The 20,443-nt window shown below is 33.8% G+C and carries 22 protein-coding genes and 1 pseudogene; 9 read left to right on the forward strand and 14 right to left on the reverse strand.

Annotation, left to right across the window (positions count from 1 at the left end; all coding sequences use genetic code 11):
* Nucleotides 1-37: 37 nt before the first annotated feature.
* Together ACUL40_RS08820 and rraA are read right to left on the reverse strand one after the other, a co-directional pair.
* Nucleotides 38-1,876: a DUF4430 domain-containing protein gene (locus ACUL40_RS08820; protein ID WP_079004645.1), complete on the reverse strand. Its 1,839-nt coding sequence runs from the start codon at nucleotides 1,874-1,876 to the stop codon at nucleotides 38-40.
* 339 nt (nucleotides 1,877-2,215) lie between these two features.
* Nucleotides 2,216-2,695 (reverse strand): ribonuclease E activity regulator RraA, encoded by a 480-nt coding sequence (rraA, locus tag ACUL40_RS08825; RefSeq protein WP_000266037.1) that lies wholly within the window; start codon nucleotides 2,693-2,695, stop codon nucleotides 2,216-2,218.
* Nucleotides 2,696-2,895: 200 nt separating this feature from the next.
* Here rraA and ACUL40_RS08830 point away from each other — a divergent pair, with 200 nt between their 5' ends.
* Nucleotides 2,896-4,326, forward strand: a complete 1,431-nt coding sequence (locus ACUL40_RS08830; protein WP_001166974.1) for a YfcC family protein — start codon at nucleotides 2,896-2,898, stop codon at nucleotides 4,324-4,326.
* A gap of 157 nt (nucleotides 4,327-4,483) precedes the next feature.
* Here the strand turns inward: ACUL40_RS08830 and ACUL40_RS08835 are convergent, their stop codons facing one another.
* The 3 genes and pseudogenes from ACUL40_RS08835 to ACUL40_RS08845 form a co-directional block, all read right to left on the reverse strand.
* Nucleotides 4,484-5,311 (reverse strand): endonuclease I family protein, encoded by an 828-nt coding sequence (locus tag ACUL40_RS08835; protein ID WP_000672193.1) that lies wholly within the window; start codon nucleotides 5,309-5,311, stop codon nucleotides 4,484-4,486.
* 499 nt (nucleotides 5,312-5,810) lie between these two features.
* Entirely contained in the window at nucleotides 5,811-6,167 is a 357-nt protein-coding gene (locus ACUL40_RS08840) for a hypothetical protein (RefSeq protein ID WP_001229415.1), read from the reverse strand.
* 287 nt (nucleotides 6,168-6,454) lie between these two features.
* Nucleotides 6,455-6,544 (reverse strand): annotated as a pseudogene (locus ACUL40_RS08845) (transposase); the annotation flags it as partial.
* A 134-nt stretch (nucleotides 6,545-6,678) separates the two neighbouring features.
* On the opposite strand from ACUL40_RS08845, the gene ACUL40_RS08850 reads away from it, so the two are divergent.
* Nucleotides 6,679-7,008 (forward strand): hypothetical protein, encoded by a 330-nt coding sequence (locus ACUL40_RS08850; RefSeq protein ID WP_000566271.1) that lies wholly within the window; start codon nucleotides 6,679-6,681, stop codon nucleotides 7,006-7,008.
* A 293-nt stretch (nucleotides 7,009-7,301) separates the two neighbouring features.
* On the opposite strand, the gene ACUL40_RS08855 is transcribed toward ACUL40_RS08850, so the two are convergent.
* Nucleotides 7,302-7,442, reverse strand: a complete 141-nt coding sequence (locus ACUL40_RS08855) for a hypothetical protein (protein WP_001156925.1) — start codon at nucleotides 7,440-7,442, stop codon at nucleotides 7,302-7,304.
* A 303-nt stretch (nucleotides 7,443-7,745) separates the two neighbouring features.
* On the reverse strand, nucleotides 7,746-8,222 hold the full coding sequence (gene ybaK, locus ACUL40_RS08860) for a Cys-tRNA(Pro) deacylase (protein ID WP_016124935.1): 477 nt from the start codon (nucleotides 8,220-8,222) through the stop codon (nucleotides 7,746-7,748).
* A 340-nt stretch (nucleotides 8,223-8,562) separates the two neighbouring features.
* Here ybaK and ACUL40_RS08865 point away from each other — a divergent pair, with 340 nt between their 5' ends.
* From ACUL40_RS08865 to ACUL40_RS08875, 3 genes are all read left to right on the forward strand, one after another.
* Complete coding sequence (locus tag ACUL40_RS08865; protein WP_100650580.1) at nucleotides 8,563-9,840, forward strand: histidine--tRNA ligase; 1,278 nt, start codon at nucleotides 8,563-8,565, stop codon at nucleotides 9,838-9,840.
* Between the two features lie 160 nt (nucleotides 9,841-10,000).
* Nucleotides 10,001-10,312, forward strand: coding sequence for a hypothetical protein (locus tag ACUL40_RS08870; RefSeq protein ID WP_079004643.1), 312 nt, complete (start codon nucleotides 10,001-10,003; stop codon nucleotides 10,310-10,312).
* 215 nt (nucleotides 10,313-10,527) lie between these two features.
* The gene (locus ACUL40_RS08875; RefSeq protein WP_016124937.1) at nucleotides 10,528-11,127 is read left to right on the forward strand and encodes a hypothetical protein; all 600 of its coding nucleotides are present in this window, start codon (nucleotides 10,528-10,530) and stop codon (nucleotides 11,125-11,127) included.
* 91 nt (nucleotides 11,128-11,218) lie between these two features.
* On the opposite strand, the gene ACUL40_RS08880 is transcribed toward ACUL40_RS08875, so the two are convergent.
* Nucleotides 11,219-11,599 (reverse strand): winged helix-turn-helix transcriptional regulator, encoded by a 381-nt coding sequence (locus tag ACUL40_RS08880; RefSeq protein ID WP_079004642.1) that lies wholly within the window; start codon nucleotides 11,597-11,599, stop codon nucleotides 11,219-11,221.
* 129 nt (nucleotides 11,600-11,728) lie between these two features.
* On the opposite strand from ACUL40_RS08880, the gene ACUL40_RS08885 reads away from it, so the two are divergent.
* Both ACUL40_RS08885 and ACUL40_RS08890 read left to right on the forward strand, forming a co-directional pair.
* Nucleotides 11,729-12,412 carry an NAD(P)H-dependent oxidoreductase gene (locus ACUL40_RS08885; RefSeq protein ID WP_000185713.1) on the forward strand — a complete coding sequence of 228 codons (684 nt, stop codon included), beginning with the start codon at nucleotides 11,729-11,731 and terminating at the stop codon, nucleotides 12,410-12,412.
* Between the two features lie 154 nt (nucleotides 12,413-12,566).
* Nucleotides 12,567-12,848, forward strand: coding sequence for a DUF1292 domain-containing protein (locus tag ACUL40_RS08890; protein WP_002026117.1), 282 nt, complete (start codon nucleotides 12,567-12,569; stop codon nucleotides 12,846-12,848).
* A 50-nt stretch (nucleotides 12,849-12,898) separates the two neighbouring features.
* Here the strand turns inward: ACUL40_RS08890 and ACUL40_RS08895 are convergent, their stop codons facing one another.
* Nucleotides 12,899-13,957 (reverse strand): pyruvate kinase, encoded by a 1,059-nt coding sequence (locus ACUL40_RS08895; RefSeq protein WP_445422823.1) that lies wholly within the window; start codon nucleotides 13,955-13,957, stop codon nucleotides 12,899-12,901.
* Between the two features lie 282 nt (nucleotides 13,958-14,239).
* Between ACUL40_RS08895 and ACUL40_RS08900 the strand changes: the two genes are divergently transcribed.
* Together ACUL40_RS08900 and ACUL40_RS08905 are read left to right on the forward strand one after the other, a co-directional pair.
* Entirely contained in the window at nucleotides 14,240-14,716 is a 477-nt protein-coding gene (locus tag ACUL40_RS08900; RefSeq protein ID WP_001056353.1) for a hypothetical protein, read from the forward strand.
* A gap of 71 nt (nucleotides 14,717-14,787) precedes the next feature.
* Complete coding sequence (locus tag ACUL40_RS08905) at nucleotides 14,788-15,726, forward strand: hypothetical protein (protein WP_079004641.1); 939 nt, start codon at nucleotides 14,788-14,790, stop codon at nucleotides 15,724-15,726.
* Nucleotides 15,727-15,788: 62 nt separating this feature from the next.
* Here the strand turns inward: ACUL40_RS08905 and ACUL40_RS08910 are convergent, their stop codons facing one another.
* The 5 genes from ACUL40_RS08910 to ACUL40_RS08930 form a co-directional block, all read right to left on the reverse strand.
* Entirely contained in the window at nucleotides 15,789-16,505 is a 717-nt protein-coding gene (locus ACUL40_RS08910; RefSeq protein WP_079004640.1) for a hypothetical protein, read from the reverse strand.
* A 338-nt stretch (nucleotides 16,506-16,843) separates the two neighbouring features.
* Complete coding sequence (locus ACUL40_RS08915; protein ID WP_002178542.1) at nucleotides 16,844-17,602, reverse strand: SDR family oxidoreductase; 759 nt, start codon at nucleotides 17,600-17,602, stop codon at nucleotides 16,844-16,846.
* A gap of 57 nt (nucleotides 17,603-17,659) precedes the next feature.
* On the reverse strand, nucleotides 17,660-19,318 hold the full coding sequence (locus tag ACUL40_RS08920; protein WP_000036884.1) for a putative ABC transporter permease subunit: 1,659 nt from the start codon (nucleotides 19,316-19,318) through the stop codon (nucleotides 17,660-17,662).
* Nucleotides 19,311-20,036, reverse strand: coding sequence for an ABC transporter ATP-binding protein (locus tag ACUL40_RS08925; protein WP_000570204.1), 726 nt, complete (start codon nucleotides 20,034-20,036; stop codon nucleotides 19,311-19,313). Before ACUL40_RS08925 ends, ACUL40_RS08920 begins: the two co-directional genes overlap by 8 nt.
* A gap of 88 nt (nucleotides 20,037-20,124) precedes the next feature.
* Complete coding sequence (locus ACUL40_RS08930) at nucleotides 20,125-20,319, reverse strand: hypothetical protein (RefSeq protein WP_000958863.1); 195 nt, start codon at nucleotides 20,317-20,319, stop codon at nucleotides 20,125-20,127.
* Nucleotides 20,320-20,443 lie beyond the last annotated feature (124 nt).

The following is a 20,443-nucleotide window of genomic DNA, read 5'->3' on the forward strand; positions in this document are numbered from 1 at the left end:
CGAAAATTAGGAGCAAATAATTGCTCCTAATTTTTTGTTAAGCTGCTTTACGTCTCCATAATACATATGCAGAAGCAATACATAATACACCCATACCTACTTCTGTTGCTGCGCTATGAGAAGATGCTCCTGTTTTTGGTAGACTGTTACCGTTTCCGATTTTTTTATTCTTAACCGGTTCGTTATCTACAACTACTTTTAGATTTTCATCTTTTGTTTCTTGTTGTACTTGTTTTTGTTCTTTCGGTTCTTCAATAACTTCTTTTTCTACTACATTATTTTCTGGTTCAACGACCTTTTCTGGCTCTTCAATCGGTTTTGGCTTAATTACATCACCAGCGTCTACATTAGACCAATCATAAATAGATTTTCCCATTTCCTTAAATTGAAGTAATGCTAAAAGAGCCTGTTCTGTAGCCATTCCGTTACCATTTTGATCACTTGGTAACCATTTAAATTCACCATTTGAAAGTTGATATGATAATAGGTTTTGCATTGCCTTATGAAGACGATTTTGATCTACATCTTTAACAAGCGATAATCCAATAATTGCTTGCGCAGTACTATTTGAATTTTCTTGTCCATCAGCTGAAAAACCGCCATTTTGCAGCTGTTCGTTATATAAATACGCAACAGCTTTTTGTATAGCTGGTTTCACATCTGATCGCTCTTGATAAGGAGCTAATGCTGATAAAACCATACCTGTTACATCAACACTACTAGCACTATCTTTACTACCTGAACTATTATAAGTCCATCCACCGTCTGTATGCTGATTATTTAACAGTGCTTCAACTAAAGCAACTCTGTTCCATTTTGATTCAACTGGAATCTCATACTTCTTCGTATCAAATGCAAGTAAAGCAAATGCATAACCTGTAACAGAATTCACTTTATCTGACTCATACAATTTTTGAACTAAATTATGCCCACCTACATTTTTAGGGTCTGCACTCATTGCATTCATCATAATAATTGTTCTAGCTAAATCTGTCGCTGAAAAACGATTAATGCGCTTTTCTACTTTTTCAGTTACTGACTTAACATAATTTAATTTTGCCTCAATTGGCACATTCTTTCCAGAACGAGAAAGCGCTACAGCTACCCAGTCACTTTCAATTCCATCTTGTAACATCTTATCTGATGTTTTAGAAATGGCTTCGTTTAATTGTGCACTTGAATCTTGAATGTTCTCTTGCTTTGGTTGTTCTGGTTTTTCATCATTTGTTTTTGTACCATCTGGTTTTTCTTGTTTTGAACTATCCGTCTTTGGTTCTTCTGGTTTTTCTTGTTTTGGATCATTCGTCTTTGGTTCTTCTGGTTTTTCTTGTTTTGGATCATCCGTCTTCGGTTCTTCTGGTTTTTCTTGTTTTGGATCATCTGTCTTTGGTTCTTCTGGTTTGCCACCGTTAGGTTCTTCTGTTTTACACGTCCCGAACTTATCTAACGTTTCTTTCAATGTTTCCTGGCTTATATTGCTCCAGTCTGAAACAAAGCGAAAGACAACAACATCTCCAGATTTTAATTTATAACTATCTGCTCCGACTTCTGCAGACTTATCATTTACATCATACAGCCAAGCACTTGTAGCCCCGGCCATTAAACCATCGATTCCTTTTACATATGTTCCAAACGACATCGTTTCAGATTCTACTTTGTCCCCCATGACCTTTTGCAGCAAACTTAAAGCTGTTTCCCCATCTTTAATTTGCTCTTCTTTCGGACATAACATAATGCCCTTTTGTGATTCCCCAATAATTGCAAGTTTTGCTGTATTTTCTTCAGCAAACGTAATATGTACTGTATTCGCAAAAGAAACAAATACAAGTGTCACTGCCATTAACGACGTAAGCAGCCACTTTTTCAACATTGCCATCCCAAAATTTCCTCCCTTACTACCATTTACACAAAAAAAGGCCCTTCAAGGGCGTGCGATTGACACTCTCTTTTTGTAAGTGTCGAACAAAAATGTACAACACCTCCTACCCGCATTATTCGCGGCTATATTTGTATAGGAAAAATAATTTTGTTTATGAACGTATCATTGTGATAACATTCACTTTTCTTGGCACAACTTACTTCCATTTAAGTTATCGTAAAACGATAAACCTATACATTCTGTAAATTTTAAATTTCTGTATTATTTTACTATTGACAAAGAATTTTGTCCATGCTTTATCGGATTTATTTTCTAAGAATAATAACTTATTAACTCTTAACGATGTAAACTCTTTTCACTAATAATGACGCCATCTTCATCCGCATAGACATATTCATTTGGATTCCAATCCACTTGTCCAAAGTGCAATGAAATATTTCGTTCTCCTTTTCCTTCTTTCACACTTCTATTTGGCATCGTTCCTAACGCTAAAATACCAATATTAATATTCTTTAGTTCACTAGAATCACGAACATACCCATTCACAATAATTCCTGCTAGCTTTCTTTCTTCCGCAATAGCTGCCAAATTATCACCAAGTAACGCACAATTCGTAGACGCTCCGCCATCAACAACTAATACTGTTCCTTCTGGTAATGTTTGCAATCCTTCCTTCACTAGTACATTATCATCTTTCACTTTTACAGTTGCAATTTTCCCGTGGAATTGTTCTTTCTTCCCAAAAGACCGAAAAGACTGGCGACATATTTGTAATTCCTTTTCAAATTCATCACATAGATCAGTAGTTTTCCACATCTTGTTCCCTCTTTTCCTTTTTCTTTCTACATAACATATTCTTGGCTTATTATCGTTTCCCTGTCTAATATTGCAATAATTTGTACGTGCGGGAAAAGGATACAAAAACTATTGCCTTAAGAAGCTACCTTTATTATAATCTATTTCACAGATTAAATTCAGAATATTAAAAATTAACCAAGTGAAGAAGGAGGGATTTTATGCAAATACAAACTGAGGCAAAAAAACAACCTAGTAAACAAAAGTTTAAAATGCCTGATGCGTACGTACTACTATTTTTTATTGCCTTACTTTGCGCCATTGCTACGTACTTCGTTCCTGCTGGAGAATTTAAAAGGGTTACAAACGGGACCGTTACAACGACAATACCAGGTAGCTACCATTCTGTTCCGCAATCACCCGTAGGATTTGTTTCTTTTTTTACCGCTATTGAAAAAGGAATGACACTTGCTGCTCCTATTATCTTTCTAATTTTATTTACAGGTGGAGCTATTGCAATTCTTGAAAAAACAGGTGCTCTTGACGGTTTAATCTATCATGTTATTAACAAATTTCGTAATCAGCAATTACTTTTCATTTGTATAGTTGCTGCGCTTTTTTCTATTCTTGGAACGACTGGTATTATCGTTAACTCAGTTATCGGTTTTATCCCCATCGGCATCATCGTTGCACGCACGTTAAAATGGGACGCTATCGTCGGTGTAGCAATTATTTATTTAGGCACTTATGCTGGTTTTAATGCTACTATTTTATCTCCCTCACCTTTAGGCATTTCACAAAAGATCGCAGAACTTCCGATGTTTTCCGGGATTGGTTTACGCACCGCAATCTATATATCTTTTTTACTTGCCACTATCCTTTATATAAATTGGTATGTAAAACGCTTGAAAAAATCAAATAAAGGAAGCATCCTTGGCGACAACTGGTTTCCCAGTAACGCTCTTTCAAGCGAAAAAGAAGCAGAGAAAAAAGAAGTCCCTTGGACGATACGTCATAAATTAATTTTACTCGTTTCAGCTTTATCATTAATTGCATTTTTAATAGGCGCTTTTCGTCTACATTGGACGGACGCAGAAATGACCGCTACTTTTATTTTCATAGCAATTACAGCAGGAATAATAGGTGGCATGAAAGCAAACGATATCGCATCCACTTTTCTAACTGGCTGCCAAAATCTTATCTACGGTGCTTTAATCGTCGGAATGGCTCGCTGTATTTCAGTCATTTTAGAACAAGGCAAATTACTTGATACTATCGTTAACCAGCTCGCACAGTCTCTTGAAGGACAAAGCCCTGTATTTGGCGTTATCGGTATGTACGTAAGTAGTGCTGCATTACATTTCCTTATTTCATCCGGGACAGGAGAATCGGTTATTTTTATTCCGATATTAGCTCCATTAGCTGATTTCATGCACATTACACGCCAAGTTACAGTACAGGCTGTTATGCTCGGAGAAGGTGTAGTAAACTGCTTAAATCCAACTTCCGGTGTTTTAATGGGCGTTCTCGCAGCAAGCGGGATTTCTTATGGAAAATGGATTCGTTTCATGGCTCCACTTGCACTCATTTGGTTTATCATTGGACTTGTTTTTCTTATTGTTGGGGTGAATATTGAGTGGGGACCTTACTAAATACTTAACTAGATAAATAAGTACTATCGTTCCATATAAATATCTATTCTATTTCCCTCACTAGTCCTATAAAAATCATTTATTCTAGTAAAAATATAAGAAGGGATTGATCATAATGATCAATCCCTTTTATCAAAATATAATACCTTTAAAAATCTTAGTTCCAGATTTTATTTACCCATTCTGGATGATCAATAAAAGGGTTGCGGTTATGTTGATATTTTGTAAAAATTACTTCATTACGCTTTCGCTCTAAATCATCGACCGGGTCTTGTTCATTCCATTTTAATAAGACAGATAGTTTCCCCATGTATGGATCTTTATTGTTATTCACTTTTTCATTTAGTTCTAAATCTATTTCGCCGTTGTCTCCCTCGTAACGAACAGCCATATAAAACAGCATTCTAGCAATATCTCCTTTTACACTATCACGAGGTTCCCAAGAATCACTATCATATTTACATTCTGTCGCTTCAGAATGATTTACACCACCGTTATCAAAATCTAGATTTCCACGTGAACTATTTACAGATACATCCGTCGCTCTTAAATGATGTAGATCTGTTCCAGGTCCTGCAGTCGTTCCAAAGTCACCGTGAGATTTTGCCCAAACATGCTCTCGGTTCCAGTTATTTACTCCTGATCCATTCGTAAGTTTCCCTTGCGAACGACCAGTATATAAGAGTATCACATTATTTTTATTATTCGGATCTTCATCAGTATCTCTTAACGCTTCCCAAACCGCACTGTATGATAACTTTGTATGATTATCAATAATATTATGCAATTCCTTCTTTAATTCTAACCCCGTTTTTCCTATTGCGTTATTATAATATGTATCGTCATAATTTTTTACAATAATCTCCTGTGCTGATGCAGGAACCACTTCACCATGTATAGTATCTGTGAATGATAGAGATGCAGAACCTAAAATAAAAAATGAAGATAGTGTAACCATAGCAATCTTTGTATTTCGAAACTTCATATACCCATTCCCCTTTAAAATATAATTTAAAGCTATTAACTAAAAAGTGCTTTCTAACCCCCGAAACCTTTTAGAAACCCATACCCCTTTTCTGTTTATTTAATACAAGACTCTATCCAGTCTGTATCACTTCTAAACTTTTTGTTTATTCACATTCCAAACAATTTCACTTTTTACAAGGAATATCCTTTTCTTATAAAGATTATTAACATATTCTTTACAACTAAAAAGTAGTTTAATATTAACTTATAAATTTAAATTTATTTATGCAATAATGCATATTTGATAAATACTTTAAAAAACAGTTTGAATAAAATGCATTCAAAGAAAACCGTGCCACAAAACAGATACGGTCTAAGACAGAAATAATAAAAATTAAGATGATAGCTCGACTTTTCCCTTTTCCATAACTATCTTTATTTTTGTGTAAAACCTTTCTTTCTCTGAATAATACGTACAAAAATAGATTGGATACCATGTAGGCACCAATCTATTTTAATTAAAGAAACTGTGTCAATTCTGAGTTCACAACACGTTGTGCAGTAATAATAACATTTTCAGCTGTTAGTCCATAAACACTATATAGTCCACCAGGTTGATTAGGAACAATTTGAACTTCATATTCAAATGCTTGTCCAAGAGCAGGATGAACTAAACTTAGAGTTGCAAAAGTAGAAGCATTAGAATTCACATTGAAGTTTACCTGTTCAATTAATACTAATGAACCGTCAAGTCTAAAAACTCTAGCTACTCCAGTAAGTGGGCCCGCAGTACGGTTAAGGATCTTCACCCTAACTTTATTTGCATTAGCAGGTTGATTTCCTACGTTTTCAATTGGTCCTGTAGTAAGAGCCATATAACACCACCTCCATTATGTTATTATTATATTCAATGATAAACATTAATGTTATAGTCTAATTACCCAATTTATTTAAAATAAAAAGAAGCTCCAAATTCTATTATATTTAGGTCATAGATATTAAACTTAATAAAATCAAAGGCAGGAACATATTTGATATGTTCCTGCCTTTTTATTGTGGGATACCGATAAATAGCCCTCTAGCTAAGATTTTAAAGTGCTACAAAATCAAAAATTTTATCTCACCAAAGTTTTCTACGAGAATCCAGTGAACAGCTTATTTACATAATTTTTGTTCTCAGAAGTTGATCTTGTAGCGCTCTTTCTCGTAATTCACTATGTTTTCCAAAGAAAATAGTGAAAAACAGGGCGGAATACATTTACAAAATGACAAAACTGTAAGAATACACGAATGTTTGTAAGAAAGTTCGATGTTTTCTTTTTCCTTTTTTTATTATAGTGAAAAAGAAGAACAAAATATTCTCTTATGTAGGAAAGGAAGATAATAATGATCGATCTATTAAATAAATGGATGTTAGAAAGTACAGCCAATTTTAATATCGTTGTAGGACTTACAGCACTTCTATTTTTGGGTTCAGTAATTGCACTTATTATTATTTACAAAAAAATTGGTAAACCGGTTGAAAGAACAAATGCTATTTATTTAAAAATTACTTCTCGTATGTTTACTACTCAAATTCTAATGAATGCTATATTTATTTCTTTAGTTGGTAAAGATATTGAGAATTTCCGTCAAATCTTTATATTATTTGAAGCTTTTGTATTCTTTATTGGAGCTATTTATTCGTTTAAATTATATAGACAGGAGTACAAATGATTCACTTATAAGAAACAATAAAAAACAGTAGTGATTTTACATTACTGTTTTTTATTGTTCATTTTTAATTGTAAACTTTTCATTTTTAGTTAACTGTATATTCTATACATATGAGGTTAACATAACCCATCATTAGCGTTAGCGAGGAAAAAGGACAACCCTGCTCTCACAAGTGAACCCTTTTTTAGTTCTATGAATCTATACATATTATATACATTCCTATCCTAACGTGGTTTTAGTGCTCTTGTTTGTTACTGGATTAGCCAAAAAACTGTATAAAATCTTGCATACTATTAGCTTGTTTTTTCAAAAATACTGGCATCCCCCAATTTGTGCTTTCTTATGGATATTTCTTGACTCCTCATTAAAACACTCTCCTGTTCTTTGTCTATCTTTAAGAATAAACCCTGCTTGTTTATTTCAAGTTCTTGCATCGAGGTTTTACCTTCTCCCAAAGCCAAACAAACAATTCAGATTACATGCCTATATCAAACTAAACATTCAATCTTTATCCAGTTTGTAAATAAAATAGGATAATCAGCCCCATAACGGACTAACTATCCTATAAATTATTATCTAAATTCAATAAAGTGAAACTTTAATCAGCCCTCACCAATCGGGCTTTTACGGGCAGTTGATCCCCACCTAATTTCTTTGCTTCCGCTGAAATTTGAGATGAGGGTCTTACTGCCCGGCAAATAGCGGGATAAAACTAGAACTTCTTTTCCTATGTATATTTACTTCGTTACCTCTCCAAACTGCGCTCTCGTCACTTTCGCCAAGTCATCTACTTTAAGCTCAATTTGTATACCAATTTTCCCGCCACTTACTATCATCGTTTCAAGTGATTGGGCACTTTCATCAATACATGTAGAAAATAACTTCTTCATTCCGACTGGCGAACAACCGCCGCGAATATATCCTGAAACTTTCGTAATATCTTTTACAGGAATCATTTCAATTTTCTTTTCACTTACTGCTTTTGCGGCAGCTTTTAAATTCAGTTCCTCATCTACCGGAATAATAAACACATGATAATTTTTACTATTTCCTTGAGCGATTAGCGTTTTATATACTTCTCTCACTTCTCGTCCAATTTTCTCGGCTACTGATACGCCATCAATTTTCCCATCTTCTGGGTCATATGATATCATCGAATATTCAATTTTTTCTTTATCTAATATTCGCATCGCATTTGTTTTATCTTTTTTCATAGTGATCTCCTTAAAAGGTTATTTCATATTATTAAGTTTTATTATACACCCTTTTCCATTTCTCCTACATAACTTCACGTATATTTCAAAACTAAAAATATTGATAATTCAAAAATCATCTGATATAATTTGGAAAAACTTACGTTAAGGAGAGATTTGTAATGCGAAATTTTAATACTTCTTTCCAACTTCATCATCATACGTAACGCCGTGTATCCGAAGAAAAATTTTTCTTCTTGGGTACAGGGCTTTTCCTGTTGACCCACGAAGCGTTCATAAAGCTATGTGGGTATTTATATACCTGCATAGCTTTTTTTAATTTGAAAAAGGAGTGATTATGATGGAAATGAGAAATGTAAAGGGAACGAAAGACTATTTACCAGAGGAGCAAGTGCTGCGAAATAAAATTAAAAGAGCTTGTGAAGATACGTTTGAACGATACGGATGCAAACCGTTAGAAACACCAACGTTAAATATGTATGAGCTTATGTCATACAAGTACGGCGGTGGTGATGAAATATTAAAAGAAATATATACACTTCAGGATCAAGGAAAACGCGACCTTGCCTTACGATACGATTTGACAATTCCATTCGCAAAAGTCGTGGCGATGAATCCGAATATTCGCCTCCCTTTTAAACGGTATGAAATTGGGAAAGTATTTCGAGATGGCCCTATTAAACAAGGAAGATTTCGTGAATTTATACAATGCGACGTTGATATAGTTGGTGTTGAGTCTGTCATGGCAGAAGCTGAACTTATGAGTATGGCGTTTGAACTGTTCCAAACGTTAAACTTAGAAGTAACGATCCAATATAACAACCGAAAATTATTAAACGGTATTCTCGAGTCTATTAACATCCCTACTGAGTTAACGAGTGACGTCATTTTGTCATTAGATAAAATCGAAAAGATTGGGATTGATGGTGTACGAAAAGATGTATTAGAGCGCGGGATTTCTGAAGAAATGGCTGATACGATATGTAATACCGTATTATCTTGTCTAAAGCTTACTATCGCTGACTTTAAAGAAGCTTTCAATAATCCACTCGTTGCCGATGGAGTAAACGAATTACAACAATTACAGCAATATTTAATCGCCCTTGGAATAAATGAAAATACGATATTCAACCCGTTTTTAGCGCGAGGACTCACAATGTATACAGGTACTGTATATGAAATCTTTTTAAAAGATAGATCGATTACATCTAGCATCGGTAGCGGCGGCCGTTACGATAACATTATCGGAGCATTCCGTGGTGATAATATGAACTATCCAACAGTCGGTATTTCATTCGGTTTAGACGTTATTTATACAGCACTGTCACAGAAAGAAACGATATCATCTACAGCGGATGTATTTATCATCCCGCTTGGGACAGAGTTACAATGCTTACAAATTGCCCAGCAATTACGTTCTAACACTTCCTTAAAAATCGAACTAGAACTAGCAGGACGCAAATTAAAACGTGCCCTTAATTATGCCAATAAAGAGAATATCCCTTATGTGCTTATTATTGGGGAAGACGAACTTAGTACAAACACTGTTGTGTTGCGGAATATGAAGGAAGGTAGTGAGGTGAAGGTTCCGATTTCTTCTTTAAGTAATTATTTATAATACGAACCACCCTCGTTTGGGTGGTTTTTCTATTTTATAGATACCTAACAATTAGTTTACATAAAATTATTATAATCTATTAAAAATACAAATAAACAATATCCAATTACCTATTATTTTTGGTAATATATAGATATGAATTGTTTTAGGAGGATTAACTTTGAAAACCTACATTCAAGCACTAAAGTGGACTACAGGGATCTATCATCTTTTATTACTTCCTTGTTATTATGTATTTCCAAGTCTTGTTAACCTATATGGGATACCTTTACTACTATTGATTGTTTTACATATCAATACTATTTTATTAGCTAAAAAAGAAGGCATGAATACGTCCCCTCATTATATCGGTATTATCGTTACTCTAGTTGCCTTCTTTCCTTATATAGACATCTTTCTACATATGATAGCAGCCATTTTCCTTTTATTAGATGCTGCTTCTACGAATGCAAAAGAAGTGTATGATTCATAGATGGATAAAATGAAACTTTCATCCATTGAGTTTTGAAATAGGTCAGCAAAAAGGGTTTACTTTTTAAGTAAACCTTTTTTAAATTCCCCTCCTTACTCCCGACCAATAAAAGAATATTCTGTTTAAATTTTATAAATTTCTAAACATTTATAAAACATTCAAATTAACATACATTTTAGTTATGTAAAAAATCTAAGTTTTAAGGAGATGAATCCATGCTGAAAAAGTTGGTAGCAGGTGCATTATTAACTGTTTCGTCGTTAACTGGAGGACTGGGATCAGTATCAGCTAGTACCGAAAAAAATTATACGATTTCCTCTTTCGAATATGTAACTGTAGATGAAAAGACTGTTGATTCGTCTAACAAATTGAGTGCTCCATCAAAGGAAGACGTAAAAATAACGTTAGTTCTACCGAAACAAAATCAAAATGGAGACTGGTTATCTTATGGATTTTCGAGCAAAGAAAGTTTAGAGTCTTTTATTGAAAAAGATAAACAAAGGTTGAATCATTCAATCACTCCCCTTGGTGTTGGAGGAAGCGGACCTGGTAGTACAGACTTCTATAAACGCACAAATCAAGGTAGCGAATATTTTTCTCTAAGTAGCGGTTATAAAAACTTGTCTGCTAGTTGGCAAAATCAAATTGTTTCTGTACGTACAGCAGCTCCTACTGCTAGCTATTCAACAACACTATGGGAACGTACTTCAACTGACGGATATGGAAAAGGTGTTGTTTTTAAACATGCTGATTGGTATGGTCAAACTGCAAACTTAAATAACTTTCCAACTTCAGCAGTTGAAGTTAAAAAGTAAAAAATATAGAAATAAAAGGTGTTTTCACGTATGGAAACACCTTTTATTTCTACAACTATTTCACATAACTCGTCTATATCAATTTCAACTCTTAACTATTATTTTTCGTATTCCTATTCTCCAAAACCTTCTCCATATTATGAGTTGCCCATTCCATCATTAATAGAATCACTGGACGTAGTGATTCACCAAGCTCAGTTAACGAATATTCAACTTTAGGTGGCACTTCACGGTATACTTCACGATGTATAATGCCATCAGCTTCAAGTTCTCTCAGCTGCAGCGTTAACATTCTTTGTGTGATATTTGGTTTTAATCTTTTTAATTCATTAAAGCGCTTTGTACCATCTAATAAATGATACAAAATTACCCCTTTCCATTTCCCTCCAATCACCTCAACCATAGCTTCAACTGGACAAGAATATTTATTTAAAAATGGGTAATTTATATTATTTTTGTTTGGACAATCCATAATAAATCCCTTCCCTTAACAATAGTATCTTTTTTGATACTATACCACATAAATGTGCGTACTTGTATCTATGTTACTTTAAAAATATAATTTACTTACAAAAATAAATTCATGAAAAGAGGAACTTTTATGACAAATACAAACGAAATTACAAAAGAAAAGATTATGGAGGCTTTTCATTTCAGACATGCATGTAAAGAATTCGATCCTATGCACAAAATTTCAGAAGAGGATTTTAAATTTATTTTAGAAACAGGCAGATTATCTCCTTCTTCTTTTGGATATGAGCCTTGGAAATTTATTGTTGTACAAAATAAAGAATTAAGAGAAAAACTACAACCGTATTCATGGGGCGCTGGTGGGCAACTTGCAACAGCTAGTCATTTTGTTATTGTTCTTTCAAGAAACATTAAAGATATGCATTATGATGCAGAGTATATTAAATATATGATGAACGATATTATTGGATTGCCTGAAGACACTCAAAAAATTAGATATGAATTCTTCAAAAAGTTCCAGGAAACAGATTTTAACTTATTACAATCCGATCGTGCTGTATTTGATTGGGCATCTAAACAAACTTATATTGCTTTAGGTAATATGATGACGAGCGCAGCTCAAATCGGTATTGATTCTTGTCCAATAGAAGGATTTGATAAAGAGGAAGTAGATTCTTTACTTCGTCAAGAAGGCATTATACAAGACGATAACTTTGAAGTATCAGTTATGGTTGCCTTTGGTTACCGTAAAGAAGAGCCAAAGCGTGATAAAACAAGACAGACTATGGATACAATTGTTGAATGGATTAAGTAATATAGCACAGACAAATAATGCTCCTAATAGCTGGATACTTATACTAAAGAACTATCAGTCGTTTTTCTTATGTATGAATTTGGTTTTTCATGGAAAGATATGTTAGTATGTATACAGTTTGAGTGCTCTATTTTTAGAGTCGAACAGGAGGAGAATGAATATGTCTGATATTGAAGTTGGCGAAGTGTTTACTCTTAGTGATGAGAATAACGAAGAGCAAGAAGTAGAAGTACTTGGAGCGATGGATGTCGAAGGTGCAGAGTATATTGCTGTTGCCTTTGTTGAAGATATCCAAACAGAAACTGAGGAAGACATTGATATTTTCTTTTTAAAAGTAGAAGAAGATAATGAGTTTTCATACATTGAAAATGATGAAGAGTTTGATAAAGTATCTACTGCGTTTGAAAAGATTTTGGATGAGCAAGAGCAAGAATAGTATGAATGAAAAACACGCGGGCGGATGTATATCCGCCCTCTTTTTATTTATTACTCATCCAGAGACTCACGCAGTAATTGCAGTACATCTTTCATCGCAAAAGGTCCATCTTTTTTAACATGTTCCGCAAATTCTGAAACGAGACGTAATGTTCTCACACTTTCGATTGGATGCTCTCCTGATGCACTTTCAGCTGAAAGCATAACTGCATTCGTCCCGTCCAGTACAGCTTGAAACACATCAGTCACCTCTGCCCTTGTTGGAATAGAATGATCTACCATAGATTGAAGCATTTGTGTTGCTGTAATGACATATGTATTCGTTCGATTACATTCCTGAATCATCATTTTCTGTAAAAGCGGAATGCATTGATACGGTAACTCTACTCCTAAATCGCCCCTTGCAATCATAATTCCATCTGCTTCTTTACATATATCTTGAAAATTCTCGATTGCTTCCATCGTTTCTATTTTTGCAATTACATTAGGTGACGTTTCTTTATACTGTTGTATAAAATCTCGTATTTCTTTTATATGACTAGGTTTTCTTACGAAAGAACACGCGATAAAATCAACATTCTCTTCTAAAAGAAACTGAATATCTTTTTTATCTTTCTCTGTAATAGCTGGTAAACGAACAGCCGCATCTGGTAAATTAACTCCTTTATGAGATGAGATATTGCCACCTGTTTTTACCTTCGTTTCTATTTTGTCCGTACTTATCTTTTCAACAATTAATTCAACTTCTCCATCATTAATTAAAATTCTACTGCCTACTTTCACATCATTCGCAATTCCTTCATAATCAACACTCGCTTCTGTATTACTCCCTGTAACTGGTTGTGTATGTAAAATAAAAGAATCTCCTGCCTGAAGTGTAATTTGCTCTCCCTTCACTTCACCTAATCTTATTTTAGGACCTTGTACATCACCCAAAAATTTAATAGAGTCATCTAATGATTTCACTAAACGAATGGTGTCTTTATGACTTTCATGCGTGCCATGCGATAAATTCAGTCGAACAATTTTCATACCATTCTTTATTAACTGTGCTAATGTTTCTTTATTATTACTTGCGGGTCCAATTGTACAAATTCGATCGATTGTCATTTTTGTCACCATCCTTTTTTTAATAAGTTTCCCATATGAACTTAAAAATAACAGAGATTCTGACATGAATAGATTTAAATTTACATGAATTTCATAAAATTAAACCTGTATCCCTTGCTTGCTAAGCATTAGAAGATATATTCGCTTTTTTGCAAATGAAGACATGTTGAATCTAAAGTAAAAGAAACGTTAAGTATGGGATAAACCATTGAGAGTTTCGAAATTTTCATATATTGTATGAATTGAGTTCGAACTCAAAAATTTAAAAAGGTGGGAAAATTAGTGAATATGAAAAAATCTTTATCGGTGACAACTTTAGGGTTAGCGGTTTTAGGTTTTGGTTTTACTAATAACGCAAGTGCTTCAGAGGTCGATACTGTAGACAAGCAGCCCGTTTTAGTTGACTTTGATACAATTCAATCAACAAAAACATCTAGTGTCCCTAGTTTGACTATTGCAGCTGCACCTAAGAATGACTCTAACATTAGCGTATATACTCCCTTTTTTGGTAACCCATATGCAGTTGCTAAATCGAAATCAACTACGACCGAAGACTATGTTTATGCAAAAGCAAGAACTTTCAATGGCGATGGCTCATTAGTGAATACGAAAAGTAATAGTGCAAAAAAATCATCCTTTGTAAGTGCTACAGCGACCAACACAAGCATTTATTATGGAGATGATTACGCTATCGGTAATCATACCTATAAATTAAGTGGTTATAATGATGTGAATCACGAAACAAAAGCTTTCTGGTAAGAAAGAGAAAAAAGATATGCATCTTGCATATCTTTTTTCTCTAATATTTTACATATATTGAGGTGCTATTTATGAAACAAATATATATTATTAGCGGTGTTTTACTTATTTCATTACTTACAATTTATATTTTGTTCAATACTTCATTCATACAACCTCATCCACCTTCCATAGAAAATAAACGAGAGCAACAAACCAATACTATTTCTTACGGATTGAAGGATAATCAAGGCCAACATATTAACAATGGTAGTACAATTACTAGTGAGGATAATAAAATTAATGTAACATTATCATTCGTACATACTATTAATGAAAACCGAAAATATGGATTAATTGTTCTAGAAGATTACGAACAAAAACCTTTTAAAATAGAAGATACTACTACTGAAATATCACACTATTTTTTTGATATGAAACCAAACAGTTCAATTACTACGAAAATCTCTTTACACACTTCTCCTAATGCAAGTGAATTAACCTTTTTAATAATTAAAAAACCTGAATACAAATTAAAAGATAATAACTTAAATAAAGCAGCTATTTTAGAAGATATTCTAAGTATGCGATATTCAATGCATCCTCTTCAGAAAGAAAACGAAAAAATAAAACTCTCCCTTATAGATCCAGATGCTATTCTAAAAGATGGTCTTTACGAACCATTATTTGTTACGAACCGTGAAGAGAACTTACAAACTGTCTTCTTTGAAAAGGAAGGCAAGCAATTAATTTTATCAAACGGTAATGAAACAAATGATGAAATGACTTACGCAATCGTGGCTTTTAAAGATTGGAAACAAGTTGAAATATTTAACAATAGAAAAGTCGTTTATACTAAGGTTGCACCTGAAACGAGGCAAATCTTTAATTTCACATTACCTTCAGTGGATCAGGAAAGTAATTTGCAACTCGTCGCTTTTCCATTTCCTTATAAAGTTAGCGAAGAAGATTATATCAGTCAACAAGCATTCAGTTCCTTTCGCATCGTAATTGAAAATAGAAATAAATAAGTTATACTATGCACATTACAACAACCTAAAAAAGGCCTACTCACACGAGTAGGCTTTTGAAACTATGAAAGTTTCGTCAATAACTGATTTAAATCTTTTTTCGTTTTCGTCGTTAATGATTTCATTTTATTAATATCGATTTTTTCTTTCTCCGCTCCTACAATTAACGGATACATACTTTGACCGATTGTTTTAGAATCCGTCGGATGTGATGCTTCTAGCTCTTTTTCAATCACATCCCACTTTTCATTAATTTGTTTGCCAAGCTTATTCACTGTTTCCAATTTTGGATTAGCAGCTAACTGCTTGTCCAAGCTATCAATTAATGCTACAACTTCTTTAACATTCGTTTTCACAGCAACACTTTTCTTCGGATCTTTCGTTGTCTTTCCGTTATTGTTTGTGCTTGTACTTGTGCTTTGATCTGTTGTTTTCCCGCTAGTCGTTTGATCATTCGTTTTTCCTGTCGTCTCTTTTTCTTTTGTTTTTACATTTTCGTTTTGAGTTGACGTTTTGCCGTTACTTTCTGTCCCTGATGATTCTTTCGTATTTTTTGCATCCTTATCTGTTTTTTCATTTGAAGAAGTATTTGTTTCTTTTTCAGTATCTTTCGTTGTTTTTGACGCTTCATCTGCACTTGTCGTTTTTGCTTCTCCATCATTTTGCGCAGTTACTTGCTCTTTCTTTTCCGTTTCTTTATCTGATGAAGGACTACAAGCTGCCATAGTAAGCATTGTACCAATTGTTATCGATGCGATAGCGACCTTTTTCATTTTCATATAAATCCCCCTATGTTTTACATAATTTATCCTCCCCTTTACGATTCGATTCCCCCTTAAAAAATCCCTTTTCATACGAATTATCATCTTTCCGACAGTAATCTTCATAATAATACGTACAAAAACTGATAAACTCATTTTAATATTCGAGTTTCTTCTACTTCATTTTTCTACTCGCAAGTAAAAGAAAAAGAGTATATTGTCACATTAAGAATTACTATCTTCATATGACGATATACTCTTCTATCAAATTTTTATCTTTCTTGACATTTTATTTATACAAAAAAATAAAATTTTCTTTCGTTTTTTGTTTCTCAACATTTGTTAACATAATATTTTTATGAGTAACCACCATTCGAGTGAATGACTTGCCCAGTAACCCATTTCGCTTCTTCACTTACTAAAAAAGAAATTAAGCGCGCAGCATCCACCGGTTCTCCTACTTTACCTTGTGGGAACTTCCATACTAAATGATGCTTCAGCTCCTCTGTAATCCATCCTGTATTCGTCGGTCCTGGATCTACAGCATTCACTGTAATCCCCTTCTCCATCGCAACTGGTGCTACTGACTTTGTAAATGCTTCAATTGCCCCTTTCGTTGCTGCATATGCAAGTTCATCTGGCATTGGACCTACTGACTGTCCCGAAGTAAGATTAATAATACTCCCGCCCGTTTTAAGTGAATAATGTTTTATAAACAATGAACTTAATAGCATAGTAGCCCGAACATTAACTGTATAATGTTTATCCAACTGCTCTACATCTAATTCCTCAATCCTCGTATGAGTAGAATATACTGCATTATTAACTAGAATAGATGGATCACCTAACCGTTCTGATACCATATAAAACAAACGAGTTGGCGAATAAGACTGCGATAAATTGATTTCTGCCATTTCACATCGAACATCGTAACTTTCAATTTCCTTTTTCAGCAAAAAGGGTTCTTGATCACTCATTCCCCATGGCATCGCTTTATCATACTTTGGCCAGTACGTGAAAAAAATGTCTATTCCCTTTTGAGCAAGCACCTTGCATACAGCTGCACCAATTCCATTCAGACGAGTTGCCCCTGTTACAATTGCTATTTTCTTCACCTTTTTCTCCTCCATCTATACACAGATCCCCTGCATGAATACAGAGGATCTATCTTCTTATTGAATATTTGACAGTATACGTTCAGCACCTAATTTTAACATTTTAATAAAGATATAATTTACAATCGTAAACATTACAAATAAAACGATAAACATAACCCACAGTCCGACATGAAGGAAGAAGTATAATACACTTACTCCCCCCACAATAATTAAAGCTATTAAAATATTAGCTAAAAAATTCCATAAAGTTGTATATCGACTTTTAAATAATTTCTGCTCTGTATCCCAATGAATATCTGCAGTTTGCGCGTCCCAGCGTGTTCCGATTAAATTAATTAATAACAACCCGTTCGCACTTAGTAAAAACCACAGTATCATAAAGACTGGAGAAATCCCAGCTACAACTGCCATCGTAATACCGAATACTGCTAAAATGATCACATTAATTAACCAAGCAGTGATTGCTTTCGCAAAAAAGATATCCGAAGCCTTTACTGGTAAATAACGATTCACAAACCAAGAGCTTCCATCTCGTGAAAATGACGTTGTTGCAATGACGTTACTCCCCATTAAAAATAACGATGCACAAAGGCCAACACCAATTGCAAATCCCGTTGTCTCTGGATTGTTAATATACTCTGTAATAAACTTTAAATTTCCATCTTGCACAAATAAAATAAAGAACAACATAATTGGCATAACGAAAGTTTGTACAATGCAATTTAAGAAAAATTGTGGTGTACGGAATAACGTTTTAAATTCTTTTTTCACATACGCTTTTAAATGCGAACTTTGTACTGTTGATTTCTGTAAACCTTCCGCCGAAATAACTTGTTTCTTTGCTGTACTCGTTGAAAGTCCAATAACCCCTTTTAAATATGTACGCTCTGCTATGTAATAAAACAACACAAAGAAGACAAATGAAATAACTGCAAAGATTATTACATATAAAGGTCCCTTCCAATTTGCATTTTCTACTAATGCTACTGCTCCAAAATATGTAGTTGGAAAATAGTTTGTCATTTGTACTAAAAGAGAAGACTGGTTGTTTGCAAGGTAATCCGCAATTGCATCTTCAGAAAACGAACTTTTATTTTTCCACTGCAAAAATACGTTAATTCCTACAATAAATAGTATACTTACGATTCCAATAAATATATTTCCTCGGTCTTTATTTTTCGCTATATTTGTATACCTCATAATAACTGTCATCAGTAACGAAGCTAGTACTAACGGCACAATTGGGAAGAGTAAGTAAATGAAAATCATATATATGTAATATGTAATAAATGCGCCACTTTTTAAACCGTACGTAATAAAGATCGGTAATAAAATAAATGAACTCATTACGTATTGTGTAATTAATACTGTTAAAAATTTGGCTGAAATAATTTGCGCTGGTTTTAATGGTAATGGTAATAACATTTCAATGTCATTGCTGTAGTAAAATACAGTTAAAATGTTCGTAATACTCATTAAAAATACCCATATACTCGCAATCGCAAGTCCCATTGCGATAATCATTCCTGGATCTTGCCCTAAATGTATCATTCCCTCATACATTGCATGCGTGATAGAACCAAACAGTAAAAAGCCGACAAATAAAATAGCTGCAAATGAAAATACATACGCCCATCGCTTCTTCTTATCTGTTATAAAATCTGCGTAATTTAACTTTAATAGTACCTTCGTTAACGTCCAAATTTTACTCATTGCCCGTCATCTCCAAGAACATTTTTTCAAGTGATTCATTGGATTTAAAATGATCTCTCATTTCATCTAAATTTCCTTTAAACTGCAAATTCCCCTTATTAATAATAGCAACCCGGTCACATATTTTTTCCGCTACTTCTAATACGTGTGTAGAGAAAAATACAATCTTTCCTTTATCCGCATGCTCTCTCATCATTTCTTTTAAAATATATGCAGATTTCGGATCAAGCCCAGTTAATGGTTCATCTAAAATCCATACATCTGGCTCATGTACGAGCACACCAATAATAACGATTTTTTGTCTCATACCGTGCGAATAACTTTGAATTTGATCAGATAAAGCATTATAAAGATCAAACTTCTTCGCTAAAGACTCTATTCGTTCTTGTCGTACTTCTTTCGGCACTTCATACATATCGGCCATAAAGTTTAAATATTCAATTCCTTTTAATCGTAAAAACATATCTGGACTATCTGGTACATAACCAAACGTCTTCTTCGCTTCCATCGGCTCTTCCATAATATTTTTTCCGTTAATCGTAATAGTCCCTTTGTCCACCCCGTGAATACCAGTAATCATCTTAATTGTCGTTGATTTACCCGCACCATTCGGTCCTAAAAATCCAAAGATTTCGCCGCTAGGTACAGATAAACTTAAGTCTTTTACTGCATAGGTAGACCCATTATAACTTTTTGACACATTCGTAATTTCAATCATTCCATCCAATCCTTTCCTTAATTACCAAATAACTATATTGATATTATAGCATAGTTCTATTTTAAGATTTTTACATTTTTCAGTATATTTAACCTTTAAAATAAATATACACCCCTAATCCAACAACTAAAACGACAGCTAGTATAATATAAATCATTGTTAAGCGTTTAATATTCCCCTTTGTCGCTTTGCTATAATTTGCATCACCATTCCGCCCAATTAACACCGTCGCAATGACAGTAATCACTACAAGTAATACAACGATCATGATCCAAGTTAGCATTTCTTCCTCCCCCTCCTTACAACCATTTTACAATATTATCCTCTTTATTTCGCAGCATATTTCCTCTTTTCACTATTATTATGAAGCAAACTGGAAAACTATTATTACCATTCCCATCCAATTG

This window comes from Bacillus sp. KNSH39 (assembly GCF_052656585.1).

What these genes read in the sequence shown, in the direction of transcription:
- ACUL40_RS08840 (WP_001229415.1), bottom strand. Translation starts at nt 6,167, where the DNA reads ATGGCTCTTACTACAGGACCAATTGAAAACGTAGGAAATCAACCTGCT.
- ACUL40_RS08905 (WP_079004641.1), top strand. Translation starts at nt 14,788, where the DNA reads ATGAAACAAATATATATTATTAGCGGTGTTTTACTTATTTCATTACTT.
- ACUL40_RS08880 (WP_079004642.1), bottom strand. Translation starts at nt 11,599, where the DNA reads ATGGATTGTCCAAACAAAAATAATATAAATTACCCATTTTTAAATAAA.
- ACUL40_RS08830 (WP_001166974.1), top strand. Translation starts at nt 2,896, where the DNA reads ATGCAAATACAAACTGAGGCAAAAAAACAACCTAGTAAACAAAAGTTT.
- ACUL40_RS08925 (WP_000570204.1), bottom strand. Translation starts at nt 20,036, where the DNA reads ATGATTGAAATTACGAATGTGTCAAAAAGTTATAATGGGTCTACCTAT.
- ACUL40_RS08910 (WP_079004640.1), bottom strand. Translation starts at nt 16,505, where the DNA reads ATGAAAATGAAAAAGGTCGCTATCGCATCGATAACAATTGGTACAATG.
- ybaK (WP_016124935.1), bottom strand. Translation starts at nt 8,222, where the DNA reads ATGAAAAAAGATAAAACAAATGCGATGCGAATATTAGATAAAGAAAAA.
- ACUL40_RS08835 (WP_000672193.1), bottom strand. Translation starts at nt 5,311, where the DNA reads ATGAAGTTTCGAAATACAAAGATTGCTATGGTTACACTATCTTCATTT.
- ACUL40_RS08855 (WP_001156925.1), bottom strand. Translation starts at nt 7,442, where the DNA reads ATGCAAGAACTTGAAATAAACAAGCAGGGTTTATTCTTAAAGATAGAC.
- ACUL40_RS08895 (WP_445422823.1), bottom strand. Translation starts at nt 13,957, where the DNA reads ATGACAATCGATCGAATTTGTACAATTGGACCCGCAAGTAATAATAAA.
- ACUL40_RS08850 (WP_000566271.1), top strand. Translation starts at nt 6,679, where the DNA reads ATGATCGATCTATTAAATAAATGGATGTTAGAAAGTACAGCCAATTTT.
- ACUL40_RS08920 (WP_000036884.1), bottom strand. Translation starts at nt 19,318, where the DNA reads ATGAGTAAAATTTGGACGTTAACGAAGGTACTATTAAAGTTAAATTAC.
- ACUL40_RS08885 (WP_000185713.1), top strand. Translation starts at nt 11,729, where the DNA reads ATGACAAATACAAACGAAATTACAAAAGAAAAGATTATGGAGGCTTTT.
- ACUL40_RS08930 (WP_000958863.1), bottom strand. Translation starts at nt 20,319, where the DNA reads ATGCTAACTTGGATCATGATCGTTGTATTACTTGTAGTGATTACTGTC.
- ACUL40_RS08890 (WP_002026117.1), top strand. Translation starts at nt 12,567, where the DNA reads ATGAATATGTCTGATATTGAAGTTGGCGAAGTGTTTACTCTTAGTGAT.
- ACUL40_RS08875 (WP_016124937.1), top strand. Translation starts at nt 10,528, where the DNA reads ATGCTGAAAAAGTTGGTAGCAGGTGCATTATTAACTGTTTCGTCGTTA.
- ACUL40_RS08820 (WP_079004645.1), bottom strand. Translation starts at nt 1,876, where the DNA reads ATGGCAATGTTGAAAAAGTGGCTGCTTACGTCGTTAATGGCAGTGACA.
- ACUL40_RS08865 (WP_100650580.1), top strand. Translation starts at nt 8,563, where the DNA reads ATGGAAATGAGAAATGTAAAGGGAACGAAAGACTATTTACCAGAGGAG.
- rraA (WP_000266037.1), bottom strand. Translation starts at nt 2,695, where the DNA reads ATGTGGAAAACTACTGATCTATGTGATGAATTTGAAAAGGAATTACAA.